The organism is Pedobacter jaeyakensis, assembly GCF_054461315.1.
The window spans coordinates 3,529,948-3,548,186 of record NZ_CM136921.1 but is presented as its reverse complement, the minus strand read 5'-3'; the positions used below and the strand labels follow the sequence as shown (position 1 = coordinate 3,548,186).

Below are 18,239 nucleotides of genomic sequence, written 5' to 3'. Positions count from 1 at the left end.
CAGAAATGAGATTAGCTTCGCTGAGCTCGCGAAGGGCTCGGTTGCCGCGTCGTGCCTCCTCGCAATGACAAAGAGGGGGAGCAATGACAAAGAGAGAAGCAATGACGAAGAGGAGGAGCAATGACAAAGAGGAGAAGGAGATTAGCTTCGCTGAGCTCGCGAAGGGCTCGGTTGCCGCGTCGTGCCTCCTCGCAATGACAAAGAGGAGAGCAATGACAAAGAGGAGAAGCGATGACAAAGGACGGGAAGGAGATTAATATTTGATGTTGAAAATGCCGGTGCTGAGTTCCTGAGTGGTTGTTTTTGTGCCGGTCTTTGATCTTAAGGTTCCTGAAAATGTACCACTGATGGTTTTGGCAGCAGGGTCGAACGCTGTTATGATGACTTTAGCTGATTCTTTATCACTGCCCACATCAATGGAGTAGGTTAATCCAGCGGTTGCCTTGTCGGTATACAGGATTTCGGAACTTTCCGTTCCCTGGCATATATAGGTGCCCGGACCAGTAACGCCATCAAGCTTGATGGTTAGCCTTTTAGTGCGGATGCCAGTGATGGATTGATAGCTTCCAGAGGAGGAACTGCCAGTTATTTGCAGTTTTGAGCCAACATAGGATACGCTGATGCCGGTATTTTTATAGAAGTTGTTGAGGTAGGTGTCGAATGCGAGATCGGTGTTGGAAAGCTTGAACGACAATTGAGACACACGCTGGTTAGGTGCAAAAGTAAGAATACCTAAATCTGTGTTTACATTTTTTGCAATGCTGATGCTCCGTTTTACCGGTGCAACGTAACCTGCAGTGGCTATGTAGCTGAGTTCATACTCGCCCTCAGGAACGTTCTTAAAGTTGTACAAGCCGGTGGTGCGGTCGGGTTCTGCATAGTAATGCCCAAGTTTCCCATCCAGGTAAGCCACTATAGCGGCATCAGCGGGGTAAAATTTCCCGGTAATGTTTACCTTACCTTCATCCACAGGATTGGGTTTAACGGGTTCAACTACAGTAACAGTGGGTTGTAATTTAAGGTTACCTAAATCTATGTTTCCGCTTTTTGGCATTAGAAAAGTAGTATCACGTGGTTTTATATAGCCAGTTGTTTGGGTGATGGAAATGATATAATGACCTTCGGTAACTTCAGGAAAGATGAAATAGCCTTTATCGTCTGGCTTTACCGTGTAAGCATCCGCCTGTACGTTTTGCGAATTGATCAGCGTAAGCTGCGCCGCCGAATTTACCGGGCTTATGATTCCAAAAACCTTTCCTTTAGTTGGCTGAATTTCCGGCTGTTTGGTCACTGGATTCTTTTTGCAGGCAATGATGACCATGGTTAAGAGCAAGAATCCGATGAAGACTTTTCTCATGTTCGTATTTTAACACAAAAATAAGTCGTGAACGGATGTTTGACAATCCCGCAGATTGGGGGATTTTTGTTCTTATTGGGCGGTTTTCATTTTCGCACAACCCGGGCGAATAACTTAGCGCTACCCGTTGTTAACTTGCTGTATTTTGGCCCTTTTTTGGCATTATCTCTGTACCTATTATAGCAACTAAGCAATTCAGTTTAGTTAACAGGGCACGCCGAAAACCTTTTAGAGTAGGCAAACACTAAAGAAGAAAATGTTATGAAACTTCAAGAATTAAATCAAGAAGAATTAAACGCTATTAACGGAGGTGGTTTATTTGACAACAGCGATTCATCGTCTAACGGTGGGTTACTGGGAAATGTTGGAATCGGAAACCTATTGTCAACTCAATCTTATTCGAAAGATGGTGATGAGGAAAGCTCTTCATCAACCTCAATCGGAAACGGGATTAATTTAGACTTGGGCGGAGTGTTCAACAGCTTGCGAAGCTAATTCGCAGCAAATTTCTAAAAATAAGAGGGGCTGGTCATTGAAAAATGATCAGCCCTTTTTTCTTGTTCCTACTGCTCATTCCTTTATTAATATCGCCGTCTTACACCTCGTTTTTTACTGTCCTTTATTTGGTATTTATCTTTGGTAAATTTTATGGTATATGATTGTTATAGAACGTTTTATACAACCAATGGGATTAAATTGAAGTAATGAAAAACCACTCGGAATAAAGTATTCTGCTTGGTTGTTTTTGGCATTTCTTGGCCTTGGGTTTGTAACTGTTTATATGAATCACAAATAGGGAAAGCTGAAAACCTTAAACAGAGTAGGCATTATTAAATACATACTACCATGAATACCGAAAAACAAAACAATGAACTGACAGAGAAAGAATTAAGAGAAACTAACGGCGGTGGCCTTTTAGGAGGGAACGATTCATCAAGTGATAGCGGCCTGGCCGGATCAGTAGGAATCGGAAACTTGTTGTCGACTTCTTCAAGCAGCCAGGATGGTGATGAGTCTAGCTCTTCATCTACTTCAGTAGGTAACGGCATCAATGCAGATCTTGGTGCAATTTCTAAGAAGTTAACTTCTTAATTCTATTTAGTTTATAAAAAGAGGGCAGCTATCAGTTGCCCTTTTTTTATACTTCAAAATTTGCCCGGTCCTTTAAAACTTATGGGGCATTTGTCTGTTTTTAAAATTCGTTTGGTTGTTAATCTAAATACTGATATGAAAAAAGTATCTACGCTGTTGTTAAAGAAATTTTTGCTCCCTTCTACTTTCCTCATCTTTTTTGGCCAAGCCCATGCACAGGAAACCATTAGCCTGAGCCAGGCCATAGACAGTATGTTAAAGAATAACCTGCAGATTAAGCAGGCAGAATACAGTGAGCAATTGAGTTATCAAAATGTGCGACTGGCCAAGGCTACTTTATTGCCAACTTTAAATGCTAACGCCACCGGATATTCTTTAAATGGGCGCAGTCTGGACCCAACTACTTACCAGTTTGTAGACAGGGCCGTGATTTCTGCACAAGGTAGCTTGCTGGCAGATGTGACTTTGTTCCAGGGATTTCAAAAGTTAAACCTCATCAAACAGAACAAATTTATTTTGGAGGCGGATAAGAACAATACCAAAAAGGTGAGAAATGACCTGACCCTTTCTGTGCTCTCTACCTATTTACAGGTATTGATTAACCGTGATTTGCTTACCGCCTCTCAACAACAACTTGAGCTGGCGAAGGAACAGCTGACAAAGGAAGAAAGCTTCTTTAAAATAAAGCAGAAAACGCTGGCAGATTTGTCGCAAGCAAAATCTCAGGTGGCGGGTGCAGAGCTCAATGTGACCAATGCGCAAATTGAAATGGACAGGTCGTACCTGTTTTTATCGCAGCTGATGCAGCGTAACCCCTCGTTGCCTTTTGCGGTAATGGAACCCGGACAATCGGAACTAACTAATCTGAATACCAATTATACGGAATCGGAGGTTTATGATAAATCCCTAAAATCATTTCCGGATGTGTTATTGGCCATCAACAACAGGAAAGCTTATGAGAAAGGGGTGGATGTGGCCAGGGGCCGGCTGTCGCCAACGCTGTCTTTACTGGGTAACCTTAATACCAGTTATTCCAATAACCAAAGAAACTTTTTGCCAGATATTGCAGGATACCAACCCATTGGCGTGGTGGACGGGACTAACCAATTGGTAGTAGCACCAACTTACAATACGCAGCGCATCTCCTTTGGCAACCAGATCAACAGAAATTTTAGTCAGGCGATAGGTCTGACCTTAAACGTACCTATCTTAAATGGTATGGTTTCACGCATTAACCTGACCAAGGCAAAGATTGAATACCAAAATGCGATGACGACAGAGTTGTTGGCAAAAGATAACATCAAGAAGGTTGTTGCCGAAGCGGTTTGGAACATGCAGGCAGCGATTAAGAAATACAATTCTGCCCAGGTAACCTATACCTCAGCGGTGAATGCCTTCAAAGTAATGCAACAGCGGTATACGGTAGGTTTGGTGAATAGCCTGGACGTAAACATTGCGCTGACCGATAGGAATGTAGCTGAGTTTAGCGTAATCCAATCGAAATACGACCTGATCTTTAAAAGTAAATTGATAGACTACTATTTAGGAAACAAGATTTCCTTTGCCAACTAATTCACTACTTCCTCGGAAATCCGGGTAAAAGCGGATTGATGATGGGTAACAAGGGCTTAACTACCGGATTTGTAATGGGTGCCAATGGCGTAACAATAGGTGTAATGACCGGGGTTAGCGGATTGGTTACCGGGGTAATGATGGGCACAATAGGGTTTACTATTGGCGTGATGACCGGCACAATTGGATTGACGATCGGCGTTACAATAGGCGAAACTATCGGTGTTACCACTGGCAGGTTAACCGGAGCTACCGTTGGTGTTGGCCCTACAATTGAAGGTAAACTAAATGCATTTGGAGTAACAGGCGCTGCACCGGCAGGAGTGATCTGGCCCTGGTAACTGCCCTGGTTGTAGGTGCCTGATGCATAATTGAAGTTGCGGTTCATTTGTACCACAGGCCTGTTTACAGAAGGGTTGACAGCGTTTGTGTTTAGAGAGCTGCTGACCACAGGTTTGGTATAATCGCGATTTGCAGGCAAGCCCGGACTTTTTAATACCGCAGCCCTGGCGACTACCGTTTCCCGGATTGTTCCCCTGCGCTGTGTGCGGTTGAGGGAATCTGCATCCTGTGCCATGGCGTATGCACTACTTAACAACACTACCGACAATAAACCTGCTGACTTTTTCATGATCACAACAATTTGATGATACCTTATTTACTTAACGTCTTTATTTACAATTTGTTTTGCTTTGAGCGGGCTACTTGCTGCTCTTACAAATTTAGTTTTCTTTTTAGCGGTTGCCGCATTTTTTTCCAGCTTTTCTGCGGAGGGAAATTGTTTGTTCCACATATTGGCATACTGCCCGCCTTTTTCCAGCAATTCACTGTGTTTTCCTTCCTCAATGAGCTTTCCGGTTTGTAACACTGCAATTTTATCGGCATTCATGATGGTACTTAAACGGTGGGCGATGATGATGATGGTTTTTTGCTGGTCGCGCAGTAAATTAATTGCATTTTGTACATGTGCCTCTGATTCTGAATCGAGCGAGGAGGTCGCCTCGTCCAATATTAAAATCTCAGGATCCCGGTAAAGCGCGCGTGCGATGGCAATGCGTTGCCGCTGACCACCAGACAAATTGGTGCCGTTTTCTCCGAGGAAGGTATTGAAACCTGCCGGGAGCCGCTCAATGAAATCAATAATTTCCAGCTCGGTACAGATTTGCACCACACGTTTCATATCTGGTTCAAAATCGCCGATAGCAATATTTTCGATCACATTACCGGCAAACAAGTGGACATCCTGGGGAACAACACCAACGATTTTCCGGAGACTTTGGTTGGTGATGTACTGGATGTCGTAACTGCCGATGTAAACAGAACCCGATTCCAATGTATACAGGTTTTGCATGAGGGAGAGCAGCGTGGTTTTCCCGGAGCCGCTTTCGCCAACGATGGCGGTAATTTCTCCTTTTTTGATTTCCAGGTTCAACCCTTCAAAAACAGACACCCTGGTGCCGTACCGGAAATGAACATCTCTAAACTGTATGTTGCCTAACATGTCTGGCGTGAGGTCGCTCTTGTTCTCCACCGCTTCCTGGTCCAGATCCATAATTTCAAACAGACGATCTGCTGCAATCCGCGCATCCTGCAGGGTTTTGTTCATGCCAATGAGGCTAGCTACGGGAGACATAAAGTAACCGATAATGGAATAGAAGGAAAGTAACTCACCCGCGGTAATGATCTTATCCAGCACGAAGACAGAACCTGCCCATAACAGGATAATGGTGAACGTGCTGCTGACGAAAGTGCTGGCATTGCCAATCCACAAGGAGTTGTTTGCAGATTGAAACACCGTTTGCAGCATGTTAATGAACCTGGTTTCTGTTTTAAAGTTGGCAAAATCTTCCAGTCCGAACCTTTTAATGGTTGGGATGGAATTGACAGATTCTACCAGCTGTGTTTGCAGATCGGCTGCATTTTCCATCAGCTTGCGCTGCGTTTTCTTGTTCACTTTATTGGAGAAGTAGTAGATGACTGCGAACAAAGGAACGATGAGGAGCATGATCAGTGCCAGTTTCCAGTAATAGGTAAACATTAGGGCAAAAGAGAAGATGAGGATAAAGATGTTTACTGCAAAAGTAACCAGCACCTCGTTAATGAAAGACCTGATTTTTACCGCATCGTTGATCCTGGAAATGATCTCACCCACACGCATGCTGTCGAAGAATTTTTGTGGAAGTCTTAACAAATGCTTGTAATATCCCAGGATAAGGCGGGTATCAATTTGCTGACCGGTCTTAATGGTGATTAGCGTTCGCGAATGGTTGATGAAAATCTGTATGACAATAATTGCCACCATAATTGTTCCCATCAGGTTGAGCAGGTTGCGGTTGGCATCCGGCAAGACATGGTCTATGATTTTCTGCAGGAATATGGAAGTGGAAAGGCCGAGGATGGTGTAGACAATGGCGCCCAACAGCACTTGCAGCAGCATGGCGCGGTGCGGTCGGAGTAGGAACAGAAAGCGGCTTTCTACAGTGAATTTTTTATCTCCCTCTACGAAGTTTTCTGCAGGGGCGACGAGGACCAATACCCCGGTCCATATTTTCTTAAATTCCTCGTGGGGCATTTCGTGGAGCTCCCCATCACCCGGATCCATAATTTTGATGAATTCATCTGTATAACCATAGATCACTACATAATGCTGCAGCTGTTCCCTGACGATCACATGCGCGATGGTGGGTACGGGAATGTCCTTCAGGTTGTCGAAATCACCCTTCACCCCTTTAGCGGAAAGTCCTAATTTTTCAGAAGCTTCGATTAAGCCAAGCACGTTGGTGCCCTTGGTATCGGTTGAGGCATATTGCCTGATGACGGCAATGGGCATGTCCAGCTTGAAATAGGCACAGATAGAGGCCAAACAGGCCGCCCCGCAGTCCATGATGTCATGCTGCCGGATCTTGATCCGCTTCAGTTGCTGCTTCTGGGCGATAGCTTTGTTCCACCTATCGCCCAGATGGCCTATCCAGTCTAGTATTTTGTCTATTTTCGCCATCTGATCATTCGCTTTCTTTAGCTGGGATTCTACCCGGGTTTAACCAATCATCAGCCTTATCATACAAGAGTTGAAACAAGGTTCTGCGGGTGACGTAGAAATTGGCCTGCAAACCCATTCCTTTCTTCAGGTAGCCCACATAGCCATTTTTTAATTTTAGTCCGGCGGCATTCAGTTTACAGCGTACTTTGAAGTAAGGCTGCTGACCCTCGACCACAAAAATATCATTGGATACGGAGAGCACTTTACCTTCCAGCATACCCCATTGGTTGTAATTGTAGGCATCTACCTGAAAGTTGGCATGCGTGCCTACATGTACCAAACCGATATCTTTAGGCAACACATAGGCTTCAGCAATCAGGCCGCCATCAGGAGAAATCTCTGCGATATTTTCGTTAGCGGCCAGTAAGCTTCCCGGCTGAATACCCTTAAGGCTTTGGATGGTACCGCTAATGGGCGCCCGAATGGTATAGAAGTCTTTCTCTTCCTTAACCGATTCTCCTTCCGACTGCAGGCCACGTACCTGGCTTTTTAAGGCGACCAGTTCAGACTGCCATTTGCTGCCCTGTTCATCATAAACAAGTTGCAGCGCGCTTTGCGCATTGCGATAGCCGAGTAGGGCGACATCGAACTCGGCAGCCGAAACCGCTTTATTGTCGTACAAATACTTATAGCGATTGTAATTTCTTGAGGTCGCTTCGGCAGAAGAAGAGAGGTCGCGAATGCGTTGCAGGAACACTACATACTGCTGACCATATAGGGCAGACTTCAACTCTGGCCGGTTTTTCCAGTTCTTGTTCCTGGCAATGGCTACAAGAATTTCCAGATCTTCCAGCTGGAGTTTAAACTCGCTTTGCTGGGTTCTGGCCACCGCATCCTGCTGGTTGATGGCATCAGCTTTTAATTTTACCAATACCTGCCCTTTTTTAACCTGCATGTTTTCTTTAACAAAAACAGAATCTACGCGGGCTGAGACCAGCGACTTGATCTCGTTGTGTTCTGATTGCGATTTGATCACACCGGCACTTTTAACATTGATATTGACCTTAATGAAGAACATGGCAAAAAGGCTTACCAACACGATGCCCAGTACACACCTGTAAATAACCAGTGTATATGGATTGTATTTATGAAAATGGTATTCCGTAGTTTGTGATATAAAAGCTGCCGGAAAAATTTTCTCGTAGTTACTCATGTTTCCGGCAGTTAATGCTGAGTTGACACCATTTATTGAGCGTCGTTATTAAGATTTGCACCAAGGTTGATGTCGATATCTTTCCCTGCTTCCAGGGTGTAGGTGCCTTCTTTATCGCCCGATTTATAGGAGTAGGTTAATGATACCAAACTATCGGTTCCGATATTGACTGCGGTACTGGTGATGAAATTTGCACTCCCACCATTAATGAGCGCTTGCTCCTTTTTGCTTAATTCTCTCTGTTCCATAATAGGTTTGTTATTAAACACTTTTAGAGAAAAACATTTTAAGGGATCGAATGTTTTTTAGATTACTTGAGCAAGAAAAAAAACGTATAGCCCCCAGGAATATCAACCAAATTACCCTATGAAGTCATTGTTAGATTCAAAAACCAAGACCGTTGCAGGCAACATTAGAAAAGTAAGAATTTTTAAAAACTACACACAGGATTACCTGGCCATGAAACTAAATATATCTCAAAACGCTTACAGTAAGCTGGAACTTGGATATGGAAACATTACCGTGATCCGATTAATGGAGATTGCGGATGTACTGGAAGTGGATATGCAAATTTTGATGTGCCTGGATGGTTTCCAACTGGTTGGCGCTGCCGGGGGAAGCCGGTTTTAAGTCGATAAAACCAGCTTCCGGAGCATATCTCAAAGGAATTACTTTTTGCTGGTTTGGTAGCTGCCGTATAATTTCACCAGCTTATCCGGACTGTTGGTGATGATGCCATCAACACCCATATTTACGAGTGCAATCATGTCTTTCTCTTCATCTACTGTCCAAGGCAGGATCTGCATTTTAGCTAGATGTACCTTATTGACCATAGCTGAATCTACCGAAAGGTAATACGGGCTGTAGATGTCTGGTACGAAACCGAGTTTCTCCAGGTCGTAATCCAAACCGCCTTTCATATTGGTTCTTTCATCGGCCTTTCCGAATGCCAGGAGCGCCAGTTTAATTTTAGGCTCGGACTTGTGCAAGATCTGAAGTGTTCTGACATCAAAGGATTGTATGGTTAACCTGTTTTTAATGGATTTGCTGTTGATGACCTCCATCACTGCTTTTACGAAAACATCAGGGGTAGGGTTATAGATGCCATCACCGGCAGGAGCAATTTTGGTTTCAATATTATAATAGACTGGCTTCAATTTATTGGCTTTGACATAGGCCTCTACACTGTCGATCAATTCGCTTAACAACGGCTTGCGGGTTTTCATTTTGGCCTGTGCAGGGAAGCGCGGATGTGGTTTGCTGCCGGCATCGTAGCGACTAATGCTATCGTAGGTCATTTTATAAAGGTATAATCCGCGTTCCTCTTCTTTGCTGATGTCTGTACCATCCGGCTTGCGCATGAAATCTGAAGACATATAGGCATCGTGGGAAACGACAACTTTACCATCGCCCGAGATCACAACATCGAGTTCAAGTGTTTTAACACCTAGCTTTACGCCGTTGATCATGGAAGCGATGGTATTCTCCGGCATGAGCGCCATGCCGCCGCGGTGGCCCTGGATATCGATTTGTTTTTGTGCGTAAACGTTATTTAATGCGATTACGCCAGTAATTAGGCTGAGTAAGACTTTCTTTTTCATGGTACAAAGTACTTAACCCGGTTTGTGCTGAAAGTTAAAGCAGTATTAAATTTAAGGCAAATACCCCCAGCAGATCCTACATATTTTCTTAACATATGGTCAAGAAATTTCAGTTTAAACAATAGTTTCTTAACGCATAAATGGATTTCAGTTAATACGAGAACGACACCTTCGCAGTATAAATTCAATCCACAACTATGTTAAAAAATCTACTATTCGCAATCGTGCTGTTGTGCTGCTTTGTAAACAATCCTTTGCAGGCACAGACTACGCAGGCATCTATTGTCGGCATTGTTTCCGACGCCACTAAGAAGCCCATTCCGGGAGCCTCTGTGGAGGTAAAGAACACTTCTACAGGTTTCACGACCAGAACTTCTACCGACTCTAAAGGGGGGTATTTATTTAAGGAACTTCCATTGGGCGGACCATACACCGTAAAGGTGGGCTTTATGGGTTACGGCGACCAAACCAGGAGCGGCTTTATGCTGAATTTTGGTGATTTGGTTAAAGTAAACGTTGAAATGCAGGAAGCCTCTCAAAATTTAGAGGGTGTTGAAGTGAATGCTTCAGGCCTGAAGAATAAAGTTAAAAACTTTGGTGCTTCTACAGAGATCAGTGCCAAGACCATGAACCAGCTTCCGGTAAACGGTCGTAACTTTACCAACTTGATGGACCTATCGCCATTGAGTCGCGGTAGCGGTATTGCTGGTCAGCTGGCCTCTTCTACCAATTATACCATCGACGGTATGAATGCAAAGAACCCAACTTCATCTGGTAGTACCACCAGCAGGAGCGGTGCACCTTATTCCATCTCTATTGAGGCGGTACGGGAATTTAAGGTAGTGACCAACCAATATGATGTGACCTTTGGCAGATCTGGTGGTGGTTCTGTAACTGCAGTAACCAAATCTGGTACCAACACAGTTACCGGTAGCGCTTTTATGTATGGAAGAGCAAACTGGCTGGCCAGTCCGTACGACATCAGGGGTATTAAACGTGATAATGATTTCTCTACCTATCAGTACGGTTTCACATTGGGCGGTCCGATCATTAAAGACAAATTGCACTATTTTGTTGGTTTGGATCACCAAAAAGACTCACGCCCGCTGATCATTGCAGACATCAAAGGTTTGGCAGATGAGTTGAGGTTTAGGTTGAGTCCAGATACGCTGAACAAGTTCGTGAGCATCGCCAGGGCAAAATATGGAGTATCCAGCGCCGACCAGTACGGAAGCTTCCCGAAAAAGCGTGGAAGTGATGCTGCTTTTGCCCGTTTAGACTGGCAGATTGATAGTAAGAACCTATTGACCGTTCGTGATAACTATACCAATGACAGAAATCCACTAGGTTTGGCCGACAATACTGCGGTGAACTTGTATGAGAGTTATGGAACAGATAAAAACGTGGACAATAGCTTATTGGCTACCTTACGTTCTACAGTGAGCAGTAAATTGACCAATGAGTTGAAGGTGCAGCATTTGTATACCTTCCAGGCGAGTACGCAAAACGATCAGCTTGGGTTTGCCATACCAAGAGCGGTTGTTGGTAACGTACAATCTGTACTGTCAGACGGTTCTGCCGCTGCTACTGCCATTCAGATTGGCGGTCACCGTTTTGGACAAGAAGGTTTCACCAACAATGTTTTCCAATTGGTTGATAACTTGTATTACAATACGGATAAGATCAATTTCACCTTCGGTGCAGACATCATGTACACGAGGGCCAAATCTTTATACGGTAGTGAGGTAAACGGCAGGTTTGAGTACACCAACTCTACAACAGCCAATTCTCTAACGAACTTTAACAATTTGGTGCCCAACAGGTATTACCGCGAAGTACCGCTTGTAGCTGATTTGAACGTTTATTCGAACATCTGGAATGCGGCGGTATATGGACAAATGCAAACCAAACTGGCCAGGGGCTTAGACTTTGTTGGCGGTTTGCGTTTGGATTACAGTGCTTATCCAAAATCACCATTGAACCAGCAATTGCTGACCGAACTGAATGTAAGGACAGATTATAGTTTGAAGCAGTTCCTGGTGCAACCAAGAATACAGTTTGACTGGGACATTAATGAGAACAGGACAGATTTTTTACGTTTTGGAGCAGGTATATTTGGATCTGATGTAAACAATTATGTTACCATAAACAACTTAACTTTTGACGGTAAACATTTGGCTACGGTTGACGTGTTTGGTGCTGCAGTACCAACACCGAATTTCCCGGGTTACAGGAATGGTACGGTAGAAGCGCCAACGGTAACCGCTGCTCAATTGCCTACCATCAATACTTATGCTAAAGATGCAAAGATACCGGTAGTGTATAAAGCGAATATCTCTTACAGTAAGTTCCTGACCGACAGACTAAAGGTTGGTATTACAGGATATGCGTCGCTTGGTCGCAATAACTATATGTATGTAGACCGCAATATGGCTGCAACACCATATTTTACGCTGCCGAACGAAGACAACCGTGGTGTGTTTGTTCCTGTGATGCCAAGTAACGGTAGTCCGGATTGGAAAACAGGCCGCATCAGCAACAACTTCGGCAGGGTACTGGAACTGAACAGTAAAGGAAAAGTGAACCAGTTTGCGGTAGTATTGGATGCAACCTGGAACTATTTCAAAGACGGGCAGATTTTTGCAAGTTATACCTTGAATGATGCAAGAGATAACACTTCCTTTAACGGTAACGTAGCTAACTCTGCAACCTTATCATTACCCGTAAAAGACGACCCAAGAAATTTGAGTAACATGACCTATTCTGATAACCAGTTCAGAAATAAAGTGGTTATCTATGGTACTTTACCTTCATTCTATGGCGTGACCATTGGTGTGCGTTATTCTGGAATTGGTGGTACCCGTTACAGCTTGCTATCAGGAACCAATAACAATGGCGACTTTGTAGCGACTAACGACCTGGCTTATATCTTTGACAGGAACAATACCAACGTACCACAAAATGTACGTACCGGATTGCAGACCATCCTTGATAATCCTGCAGCTAGTCAGAGTTTAAAAGATTACATCATTAAATACTCCGGACAGATTGCAGAGCGTAATGGCGGTATCAACAAATTTTTCGGGATTGTTGACCTTAGAGTAGCTAAGAAAGTGAAGCTTTATAAAACGCATACTCTTGAGTTTTCTGGAGATATTTTCAACTTTGCCAACTTGCTTAACAAGAAGTGGGGTGTGAATGAAAGTTTAGGATCGCAGGCGCTATATGCCCTGAATGGTAAAGCAGAAGTAAAGGCAACAGCTACTACTCCGCTCATCCCGGCAGTTCCAAACTACGATTCAGCCACTAAGAGCTTTAACTATCGGGTGAATAACGCAGGTATTGTGGTTCCATCTGGAAACCCTTACCAATTTCAATTCGGTTTGAGATACGGATTTTAGGATTACTCATTGACATCAAAAGCCCGGGGGATAGTAAATATCTCCCGGGCTTTTTGATTTAAAAAGTTATCAAATTCTTGAATAATATTTTATTTCTCTAGTTTAATTATCAATATATTAATTTTAAGATAATTTATAATCTTTATGGTTGTTTTTTACTAAGTTTGAGCCACTAAAGATTTAACTTATCGGAGTCTGTATCGATGCGTTACTTGTGGAAAATTCAGGTAAACAGTGAGAACTTCCGCACCCCAATTGGTGGGTACTTTATTTTATTAGCTTGATTAATGCCAGACCGATACAACAACAAAAAACAAACTAACCAATATGACAAGATCATAAAGGAAAACCTAGAGCAAACACTGCCAGTTATCATAAAAGAACTGCTCTGTCTTGACGTTATCGAAAGTGAGGAAATACCCGATGACATCCAGCATACTAAAGAACGAGAACCAGATGCCTTAAAAAAGATAACGGATAGCAAGGGAAACATTTACATCCTTCACGTTGAATTTCAGGTACAAAATGAAAATGACATGGTTTATCGAATGGCTGAGTATAGTATCATGCTAATGCGTAGGTACAAAATTCCCGTGAAGCAGTTTGTTATATTTCTAAAAGAAATCAAACCGACAATGACCTCGAAGATTGAGACTCCTAACCTGAAATATAATTACGAGCTGATCCGAATTTCGAAAGTCAGCCACAAGCTCTTCCTCAAAACAAAAAATCCTGAAGTAAGGATGTTGGGAATACTAGCTGATATGGGGGATGATCCCCCGTCTGTCGTGATCCAGAGTATAATAGACGAAATTAATGCTACTGAAAGTAATCTAACAAGAAATAAATATTTTAAGCAATTGCGTATATTTGTGCAATTGCGAACCAACGTTGAACATCAATTTGAAAAAGCTATGCAATCTGTAACTACATTTTTTAAAGAAGAAAACGACATTTTTTATCGCAAAGGAGAAGCCAAGAAAAGTCAGGCAGTGGTAGAAAACTTAATTCTAGAACTTGGTTTTTCTGATGAACAAGCTGCCCGAATTGCAGAAGTCTCGGTAGCGTACGTTGCTAAAGTTCGACAAGAATTAAATAATAAGTAGGAAACCTAAAATGTATATCTAGGTAATTTCTTGAAGAATCTCCTTCAAACCGTAAATCCTGTAAAACTAGTTGGAATTCTTGTTGTTATGCGTACAGAAAGTGATCTGTATGAGAAAGATGAACCAAGCTGAGAAAACACTAATAACCGGTATAGGTGGTACCACTTTTATGACTGCGGGTAGCGCTTTGATGACCCTAATCGGTACTGAAAACTACAGGGAGCCGGAACATTTGGCCACGATGATTGGGCGACTGGCGCCGTTTCTTTCCAAGCGGTCGAAGGTAATTGCCGGTTGGGGTGCGCATTACGCCATGGGTTTTGTATTTGCTGCCGTATTTGTAGAACTGTGGGAGACGGGAAAAATAAAACACAACCTGCGAAACGGTCTGCTGCTGGGATTGGCCAGCGGAATTGTTGGCTTACTGATCTGGAAAGCCACTTTTAAAATTCATCCCTTGCCACCTTCCCTTGATTACACCAATTTTTACCTGCAGCGCATTCCGGCACATGTGGTGTTTGCTGTTTTTGCTACGTTAACTTACCGGTTAATTGAGGCAGGGGAAAGTAGTGAATCCAAAATTTCAGCAATTGAAAACGTTGCCCCGCAAACAAACTCATCGGCTGCGCCATAATAAATGGTCAACTGATCGCCATCAACCAGGTGCCCATTTGTGAATACAACGAAACCAAAAAAACCACTGAGTTCGTAATTCTCTGTTGGTACCATAATTGGATCTATGCTTCTGGCTAATACTATAGAAGGGTCATTCAAATCCATCAGGAATGCTCCTAAACAATACCGGTGTTCTGCTGTTGCCCCGTGGTAGATTTCCAGCCAACCATGTGGAGTCTTGATAGGAGCGGCACCACCGCCAACGCGTGCGCTGTCCCACATTCCCGCCCTGGATTTTAGGATACATTGATGATTTCCCCAGTGTAACCCATCTGGCGATTCTGCAAGCCAGATGTAATTGCCACCTATATCTTTACTGCTTGGCCGGTGCAGGGCGTAATACTTGTTATTGATTTTTTCTGTAAAAATTGCCACGTCTTTGTTGTGGGGCGGCAAGATCATACCCATACGTTCAAAATGCTGCCAGTCGGCCGTGGTCTGTAAACCAACGCCTACTCCACTATCAGATACCGCAGTGTAGGTGAGGTGATACAGTCCTTCCAAAAAGCTAACCCGGCAGTCCTCAATTCCGTAGCGCTCCAGTTTTCCTTTTCCAAAAATTCCAGGATAGCCTTCTTCCTCTTTAAAATTAATTCCATCTGTGCTGCTCAATAAACGCAGATGAGAGACGGTGGTGAGGTAATCCAGTCCCTGGTAATTGAATACCCTGGCATCAGTTGCGATTAAATCAGGGTCGTTCAAGGGCACCTCAATGATCTCCAGTTTACCCTCATCATTTAAAGCCGGTATGAATGCCCAGCCTTCTACTTGTTTTACGCTTTCGGCCACGCGAACCAACAACCAGATTTTATCCTTAAAGGTAAAAACACCGGGGTTGAGCAAGCAGATGACTTGCAGACCTTCAGCACTGGCTTTAATATCCTTAGGGAGGAGCAATGGATTTTGTGGGAAACGTTTGGCAAGATCTTTCATAGTAACGATGGATTTTATCTGTTAACAAAAACAAATTAGGAATGTTCTTGTTAGCGGAGCAGTTGAAAGCGATATACACTTACTAAATACACTTGTATGAATGCATTGTCCCCATGGGCTGTTTTGGCAAGTAGTGATCTTGTTGCAGCCGATAAACCTTTAAAGCGCCTAACTTCTGGCAAGTTTCAATTCTACATCATTGCTGCAAACGATGGCATCTGGGTGAAGGTAGACCTACCAAATGGTGGAACTTCCTGTTTTCGCTGTGCGTATAGTCCGCTGCAACCGAAGGTCGCCAACGCTAGGGAAACCGCTTATGGAATGGAACTGGAATTGGAGACCGCTTATGGTACGCAAACAGTGAAAATTGCTGTAGACGAAGCCCAGGAAATGCCGGTACTGCGGTATACGACAATACTGTTACCCCTTCGCGATTTGATGATTCCTTATTGGCCTAAGGATATTTTATTTGTATCAAAAACAGGTGAGGAAGAGGATACGGCAGGGAAAATCCATGCGAGTCAGTTTGGAACGCGGACAGGATTTATCTATTTAACGCAAACCAGGCCACGATCGGCATCGATATTTTATTTGCAAAACCTGACCGCTATTTCTGAGTACTGTGATGAAACGGAAGCATCCCTGGGAGATTCAGTCGGCGGAGAATGGCCGGAACTTGGTTTTTCATTACCCATCACCAAAAAGCCATTGCTGGCAGGAAAAGAGGTGACCATTAGCGATGCCCTGGTGTGCTTTACTGAGGAGATACCAGAGGCGGAGGCCGATGTGGCCAGGCAGTATTTGAACATGCTGGCGAGGCTTTACTTGTTGTTACCGAAACCAGCTACCAGTTACCAGCCCTGGCCGGAGATACTGGATAAGGGCTTGAAGGACCTGATAGAAAGCCCCGGATGCTGGTCGCAAGTAGCCGGCCACAAATACTTCAACGCTTACGTGAGTGATTATGAGACACCACCGGAGATTATGGTGCAGCTGGCGGTATTACTACCCTTACTGGACTATGTAGAGTGGAGTAAAAAAGAACTGAAGGTGATGAAGACCATTAAAGAAGGCTTGCCTGCTTTTTACGATAATAAACTGGGCACCATTATGCGCTGGCTGCCTGCTGCGGAGGGGAAATTGAAAGGGGAGGAAGAGCAAAAAGTACCTAAGGTAATGGATTCCTGGTATCTCCATCACCCCCTGTTAAATCTATCCCGACTGGCTTTAAAAGGCGATAAAGTTGCTAAAGAACTCTTTATGAACTCTCTGGAGTTTGCGATAAAAGTAGCCCATCACTTTAAGTACCAATGGCCTGTATTTTACAAAATGGACACGCTTGAAGTAGTAAAAGCGGAAACTGCGGAAGGCAAAGGCGGTGAGAAGGATGTGGCCGGCATTTATGCCCATGTGATGTTGCAGGCATGGGAGCTGACTAAAGACAAACGTTATCTGAACGAGGCTGAAAAAGCAGCTAAGGCATTAGTTGGATATGGGTTTGAGCTATTTTACCAAGCCAACAACACTGCTTTTGCTGCGGGCGCCTTACTTAGGCTATATAAGCTGACCAAAAATGAGTTGTATCTGGATTTGAGTTATGGCTGTTTGGCCGGAATATTTAGAAACACACAGTTGTGGGATTGTAATTATGGCTATGGTAAAAATTTCCCTAAATTCTTTTCTCTTTACCCATTGAACGACGCTCCTTATACTGCGGCTTATGAAGAGCAGGAGGTGTTTTGCGCGTTACACGACTATTTGAAGCATGCCGAAGGAGTAGACCTTTTGCCATCCGTTAAGCTCTTGCTCGCCGAATTTATCAGGTACGTGGTAAACCGGGCAGTGTACTATTATCCTACCATGTTGCCCGATGAGATGTTGGAGGTAACGCCGAAGATAGGTGAGGTAGACCCTAAATTATGGATTGCATTGGAGGATCTGCAAGATGGCTGGTTGAAATCCGGGACTGTTGGTCAGGAAGTATACGGCGCGGGAAATGCCTTTGGGATCTTGCCACGACATTACCTGGAAGTGCCGGGTGAGGATTTCATGATTTATGTGGATTACCCGACTTCTGGATTCGAAATACAAAGCGGGAAACAAATTAAATTTAAGGTATTGGGTGATGGGCGATTGGAATGCAGAATGCTGCTGGTGAAAACCGGAAGGAAGAAGATCCCGGCAGTTGAGGTTACTGTAAAAGGGCAGCGGAAGCCATTAAAAGCTAGACCGGCAGCTGGTGGCCATCTTGAGTATGTTATTCCCGGAGATTGTACCGTGCTTTTTACGAAATAACTATATTTGCCTAA

At 43.8% G+C, this 18,239-nt stretch carries 16 protein-coding genes; 9 read left to right on the top strand and 7 right to left on the bottom strand.

Annotated elements, in window-relative coordinates; all coding sequences use genetic code 11:
- The first annotated feature begins 83 nt into the window (after positions 1–83).
- Positions 84–257, top strand: coding sequence for a hypothetical protein (locus tag ACXZ1K_RS15795; RefSeq protein WP_458970641.1), 174 nt, complete (start codon positions 84–86; stop codon positions 255–257).
- Here the strand turns inward: ACXZ1K_RS15795 and ACXZ1K_RS15790 are convergent.
- The gene (locus ACXZ1K_RS15790) at positions 254–1,357 is read right to left on the bottom strand and encodes a DUF6252 domain-containing protein (protein ID WP_458970640.1); all 1,104 of its coding nucleotides are present in this window, start codon (positions 1,355–1,357) and stop codon (positions 254–256) included. The genes ACXZ1K_RS15795 and ACXZ1K_RS15790 overlap by 4 nt on opposite strands.
- 261 nt (positions 1,358–1,618) lie before the next feature.
- On the opposite strand from ACXZ1K_RS15790, the gene ACXZ1K_RS15785 reads away from it, so the two are divergent.
- The 3 genes from ACXZ1K_RS15785 (at position 1,619) to ACXZ1K_RS15775 (ending at position 4,021) form a co-directional block, all read left to right on the top strand.
- Positions 1,619–1,852, top strand: coding sequence for a hypothetical protein (locus tag ACXZ1K_RS15785; protein WP_458970639.1), 234 nt, complete (start codon positions 1,619–1,621; stop codon positions 1,850–1,852).
- Positions 1,853–2,203: 351 nt separating this feature from the next.
- On the top strand, positions 2,204–2,449 hold the full coding sequence (locus ACXZ1K_RS15780) for a hypothetical protein (protein ID WP_458970638.1): 246 nt from the start codon (positions 2,204–2,206) through the stop codon (positions 2,447–2,449).
- 135 nt (positions 2,450–2,584) lie between these two features.
- Entirely contained in the window at positions 2,585–4,021 is a 1,437-nt protein-coding gene (locus tag ACXZ1K_RS15775) for a TolC family protein (RefSeq protein WP_458970637.1), read from the top strand.
- Positions 4,022–4,025: 4 nt separating this feature from the next.
- On the opposite strand, the gene ACXZ1K_RS15770 is transcribed toward ACXZ1K_RS15775, so the two are convergent.
- The 4 genes from ACXZ1K_RS15770 to ACXZ1K_RS15755 are packed head-to-tail and all read right to left on the bottom strand — an operon-like array spanning position 4,026 to position 8,462.
- A complete protein-coding gene (locus ACXZ1K_RS15770) occupies positions 4,026–4,652 on the bottom strand; it encodes a hypothetical protein (protein ID WP_458970636.1) in 627 nt (208 codons plus the stop codon).
- A 27-nt stretch (positions 4,653–4,679) separates the two neighbouring features.
- Positions 4,680–7,019, bottom strand: coding sequence for a peptidase domain-containing ABC transporter (locus tag ACXZ1K_RS15765; protein WP_458970635.1), 2,340 nt, complete (start codon positions 7,017–7,019; stop codon positions 4,680–4,682).
- 4 nt (positions 7,020–7,023) lie between these two features.
- Entirely contained in the window at positions 7,024–8,214 is a 1,191-nt protein-coding gene (locus tag ACXZ1K_RS15760; protein WP_458970634.1) for an HlyD family secretion protein, read from the bottom strand.
- Between the two features lie 32 nt (positions 8,215–8,246).
- Positions 8,247–8,462 carry a hypothetical protein gene (locus ACXZ1K_RS15755; protein ID WP_458970633.1) on the bottom strand — a complete coding sequence of 72 codons (216 nt, stop codon included), beginning with the start codon at positions 8,460–8,462 and terminating at the stop codon, positions 8,247–8,249.
- Positions 8,463–8,580: 118 nt separating this feature from the next.
- On the opposite strand from ACXZ1K_RS15755, the gene ACXZ1K_RS15750 reads away from it, so the two are divergent.
- Entirely contained in the window at positions 8,581–8,844 is a 264-nt protein-coding gene (locus ACXZ1K_RS15750) for a helix-turn-helix domain-containing protein (protein ID WP_458970632.1), read from the top strand.
- 38 nt (positions 8,845–8,882) lie between these two features.
- Here the strand turns inward: ACXZ1K_RS15750 and ACXZ1K_RS15745 are convergent, their stop codons facing one another.
- A complete protein-coding gene (locus ACXZ1K_RS15745) occupies positions 8,883–9,815 on the bottom strand; it encodes a glycerophosphodiester phosphodiesterase family protein (protein WP_458970631.1) in 933 nt (310 codons plus the stop codon).
- A gap of 197 nt (positions 9,816–10,012) precedes the next feature.
- On the opposite strand from ACXZ1K_RS15745, the gene ACXZ1K_RS15740 reads away from it, so the two are divergent.
- The 3 genes from ACXZ1K_RS15740 to ACXZ1K_RS15730 all read left to right on the top strand — a co-directional run bounded on the left by ACXZ1K_RS15740 (position 10,013) and on the right by ACXZ1K_RS15730 (position 14,956).
- Positions 10,013–13,216 carry a TonB-dependent receptor gene (locus ACXZ1K_RS15740; protein ID WP_458970630.1) on the top strand — a complete coding sequence of 1,068 codons (3,204 nt, stop codon included), beginning with the start codon at positions 10,013–10,015 and terminating at the stop codon, positions 13,214–13,216.
- 287 nt (positions 13,217–13,503) lie between these two features.
- Positions 13,504–14,322: an RpnC/YadD family protein gene (locus ACXZ1K_RS15735; protein ID WP_458970629.1), complete on the top strand. Its 819-nt coding sequence runs from the start codon at positions 13,504–13,506 to the stop codon at positions 14,320–14,322.
- A gap of 109 nt (positions 14,323–14,431) precedes the next feature.
- Positions 14,432–14,956 carry a hypothetical protein gene (locus tag ACXZ1K_RS15730; RefSeq protein ID WP_458970628.1) on the top strand — a complete coding sequence of 175 codons (525 nt, stop codon included), beginning with the start codon at positions 14,432–14,434 and terminating at the stop codon, positions 14,954–14,956.
- On the opposite strand, the gene ACXZ1K_RS15725 is transcribed toward ACXZ1K_RS15730, so the two are convergent.
- Positions 14,863–15,930, bottom strand: coding sequence for a glycoside hydrolase family 130 protein (locus tag ACXZ1K_RS15725; RefSeq protein ID WP_458970627.1), 1,068 nt, complete (start codon positions 15,928–15,930; stop codon positions 14,863–14,865). The genes ACXZ1K_RS15730 and ACXZ1K_RS15725 overlap by 94 nt on opposite strands.
- A gap of 96 nt (positions 15,931–16,026) precedes the next feature.
- Here ACXZ1K_RS15725 and ACXZ1K_RS15720 point away from each other — a divergent pair, with 96 nt between their 5' ends.
- Positions 16,027–18,225, top strand: coding sequence for a hypothetical protein (locus ACXZ1K_RS15720; protein ID WP_458970626.1), 2,199 nt, complete (start codon positions 16,027–16,029; stop codon positions 18,223–18,225).
- Positions 18,226–18,239: the final 14 nt, after the last annotated feature.

Bases quoted from the DNA above. Each gene is read 5' to 3' on its own strand.
- ACXZ1K_RS15795 (WP_458970641.1), top strand. From the start codon at position 84: ATGACAAAGAGAGAAGCAATGACGAAGAGGAGGAGCAATGACAAAGAG.
- ACXZ1K_RS15790 (WP_458970640.1), bottom strand. From the start codon at position 1,357: ATGAGAAAAGTCTTCATCGGATTCTTGCTCTTAACCATGGTCATCATT.
- ACXZ1K_RS15785 (WP_458970639.1), top strand. From the start codon at position 1,619: ATGAAACTTCAAGAATTAAATCAAGAAGAATTAAACGCTATTAACGGA.
- ACXZ1K_RS15780 (WP_458970638.1), top strand. From the start codon at position 2,204: ATGAATACCGAAAAACAAAACAATGAACTGACAGAGAAAGAATTAAGA.
- ACXZ1K_RS15775 (WP_458970637.1), top strand. From the start codon at position 2,585: ATGAAAAAAGTATCTACGCTGTTGTTAAAGAAATTTTTGCTCCCTTCT.
- ACXZ1K_RS15770 (WP_458970636.1), bottom strand. From the start codon at position 4,652: ATGAAAAAGTCAGCAGGTTTATTGTCGGTAGTGTTGTTAAGTAGTGCA.
- ACXZ1K_RS15765 (WP_458970635.1), bottom strand. From the start codon at position 7,019: ATGGCGAAAATAGACAAAATACTAGACTGGATAGGCCATCTGGGCGAT.
- ACXZ1K_RS15760 (WP_458970634.1), bottom strand. From the start codon at position 8,214: ATGAGTAACTACGAGAAAATTTTTCCGGCAGCTTTTATATCACAAACT.
- ACXZ1K_RS15755 (WP_458970633.1), bottom strand. From the start codon at position 8,462: ATGGAACAGAGAGAATTAAGCAAAAAGGAGCAAGCGCTCATTAATGGT.
- ACXZ1K_RS15750 (WP_458970632.1), top strand. From the start codon at position 8,581: ATGAAGTCATTGTTAGATTCAAAAACCAAGACCGTTGCAGGCAACATT.
- ACXZ1K_RS15745 (WP_458970631.1), bottom strand. From the start codon at position 9,815: ATGAAAAAGAAAGTCTTACTCAGCCTAATTACTGGCGTAATCGCATTA.
- ACXZ1K_RS15740 (WP_458970630.1), top strand. From the start codon at position 10,013: ATGTTAAAAAATCTACTATTCGCAATCGTGCTGTTGTGCTGCTTTGTA.
- ACXZ1K_RS15735 (WP_458970629.1), top strand. From the start codon at position 13,504: ATGCCAGACCGATACAACAACAAAAAACAAACTAACCAATATGACAAG.
- ACXZ1K_RS15730 (WP_458970628.1), top strand. From the start codon at position 14,432: ATGAGAAAGATGAACCAAGCTGAGAAAACACTAATAACCGGTATAGGT.
- ACXZ1K_RS15725 (WP_458970627.1), bottom strand. From the start codon at position 15,930: ATGAAAGATCTTGCCAAACGTTTCCCACAAAATCCATTGCTCCTCCCT.
- ACXZ1K_RS15720 (WP_458970626.1), top strand. From the start codon at position 16,027: ATGAATGCATTGTCCCCATGGGCTGTTTTGGCAAGTAGTGATCTTGTT.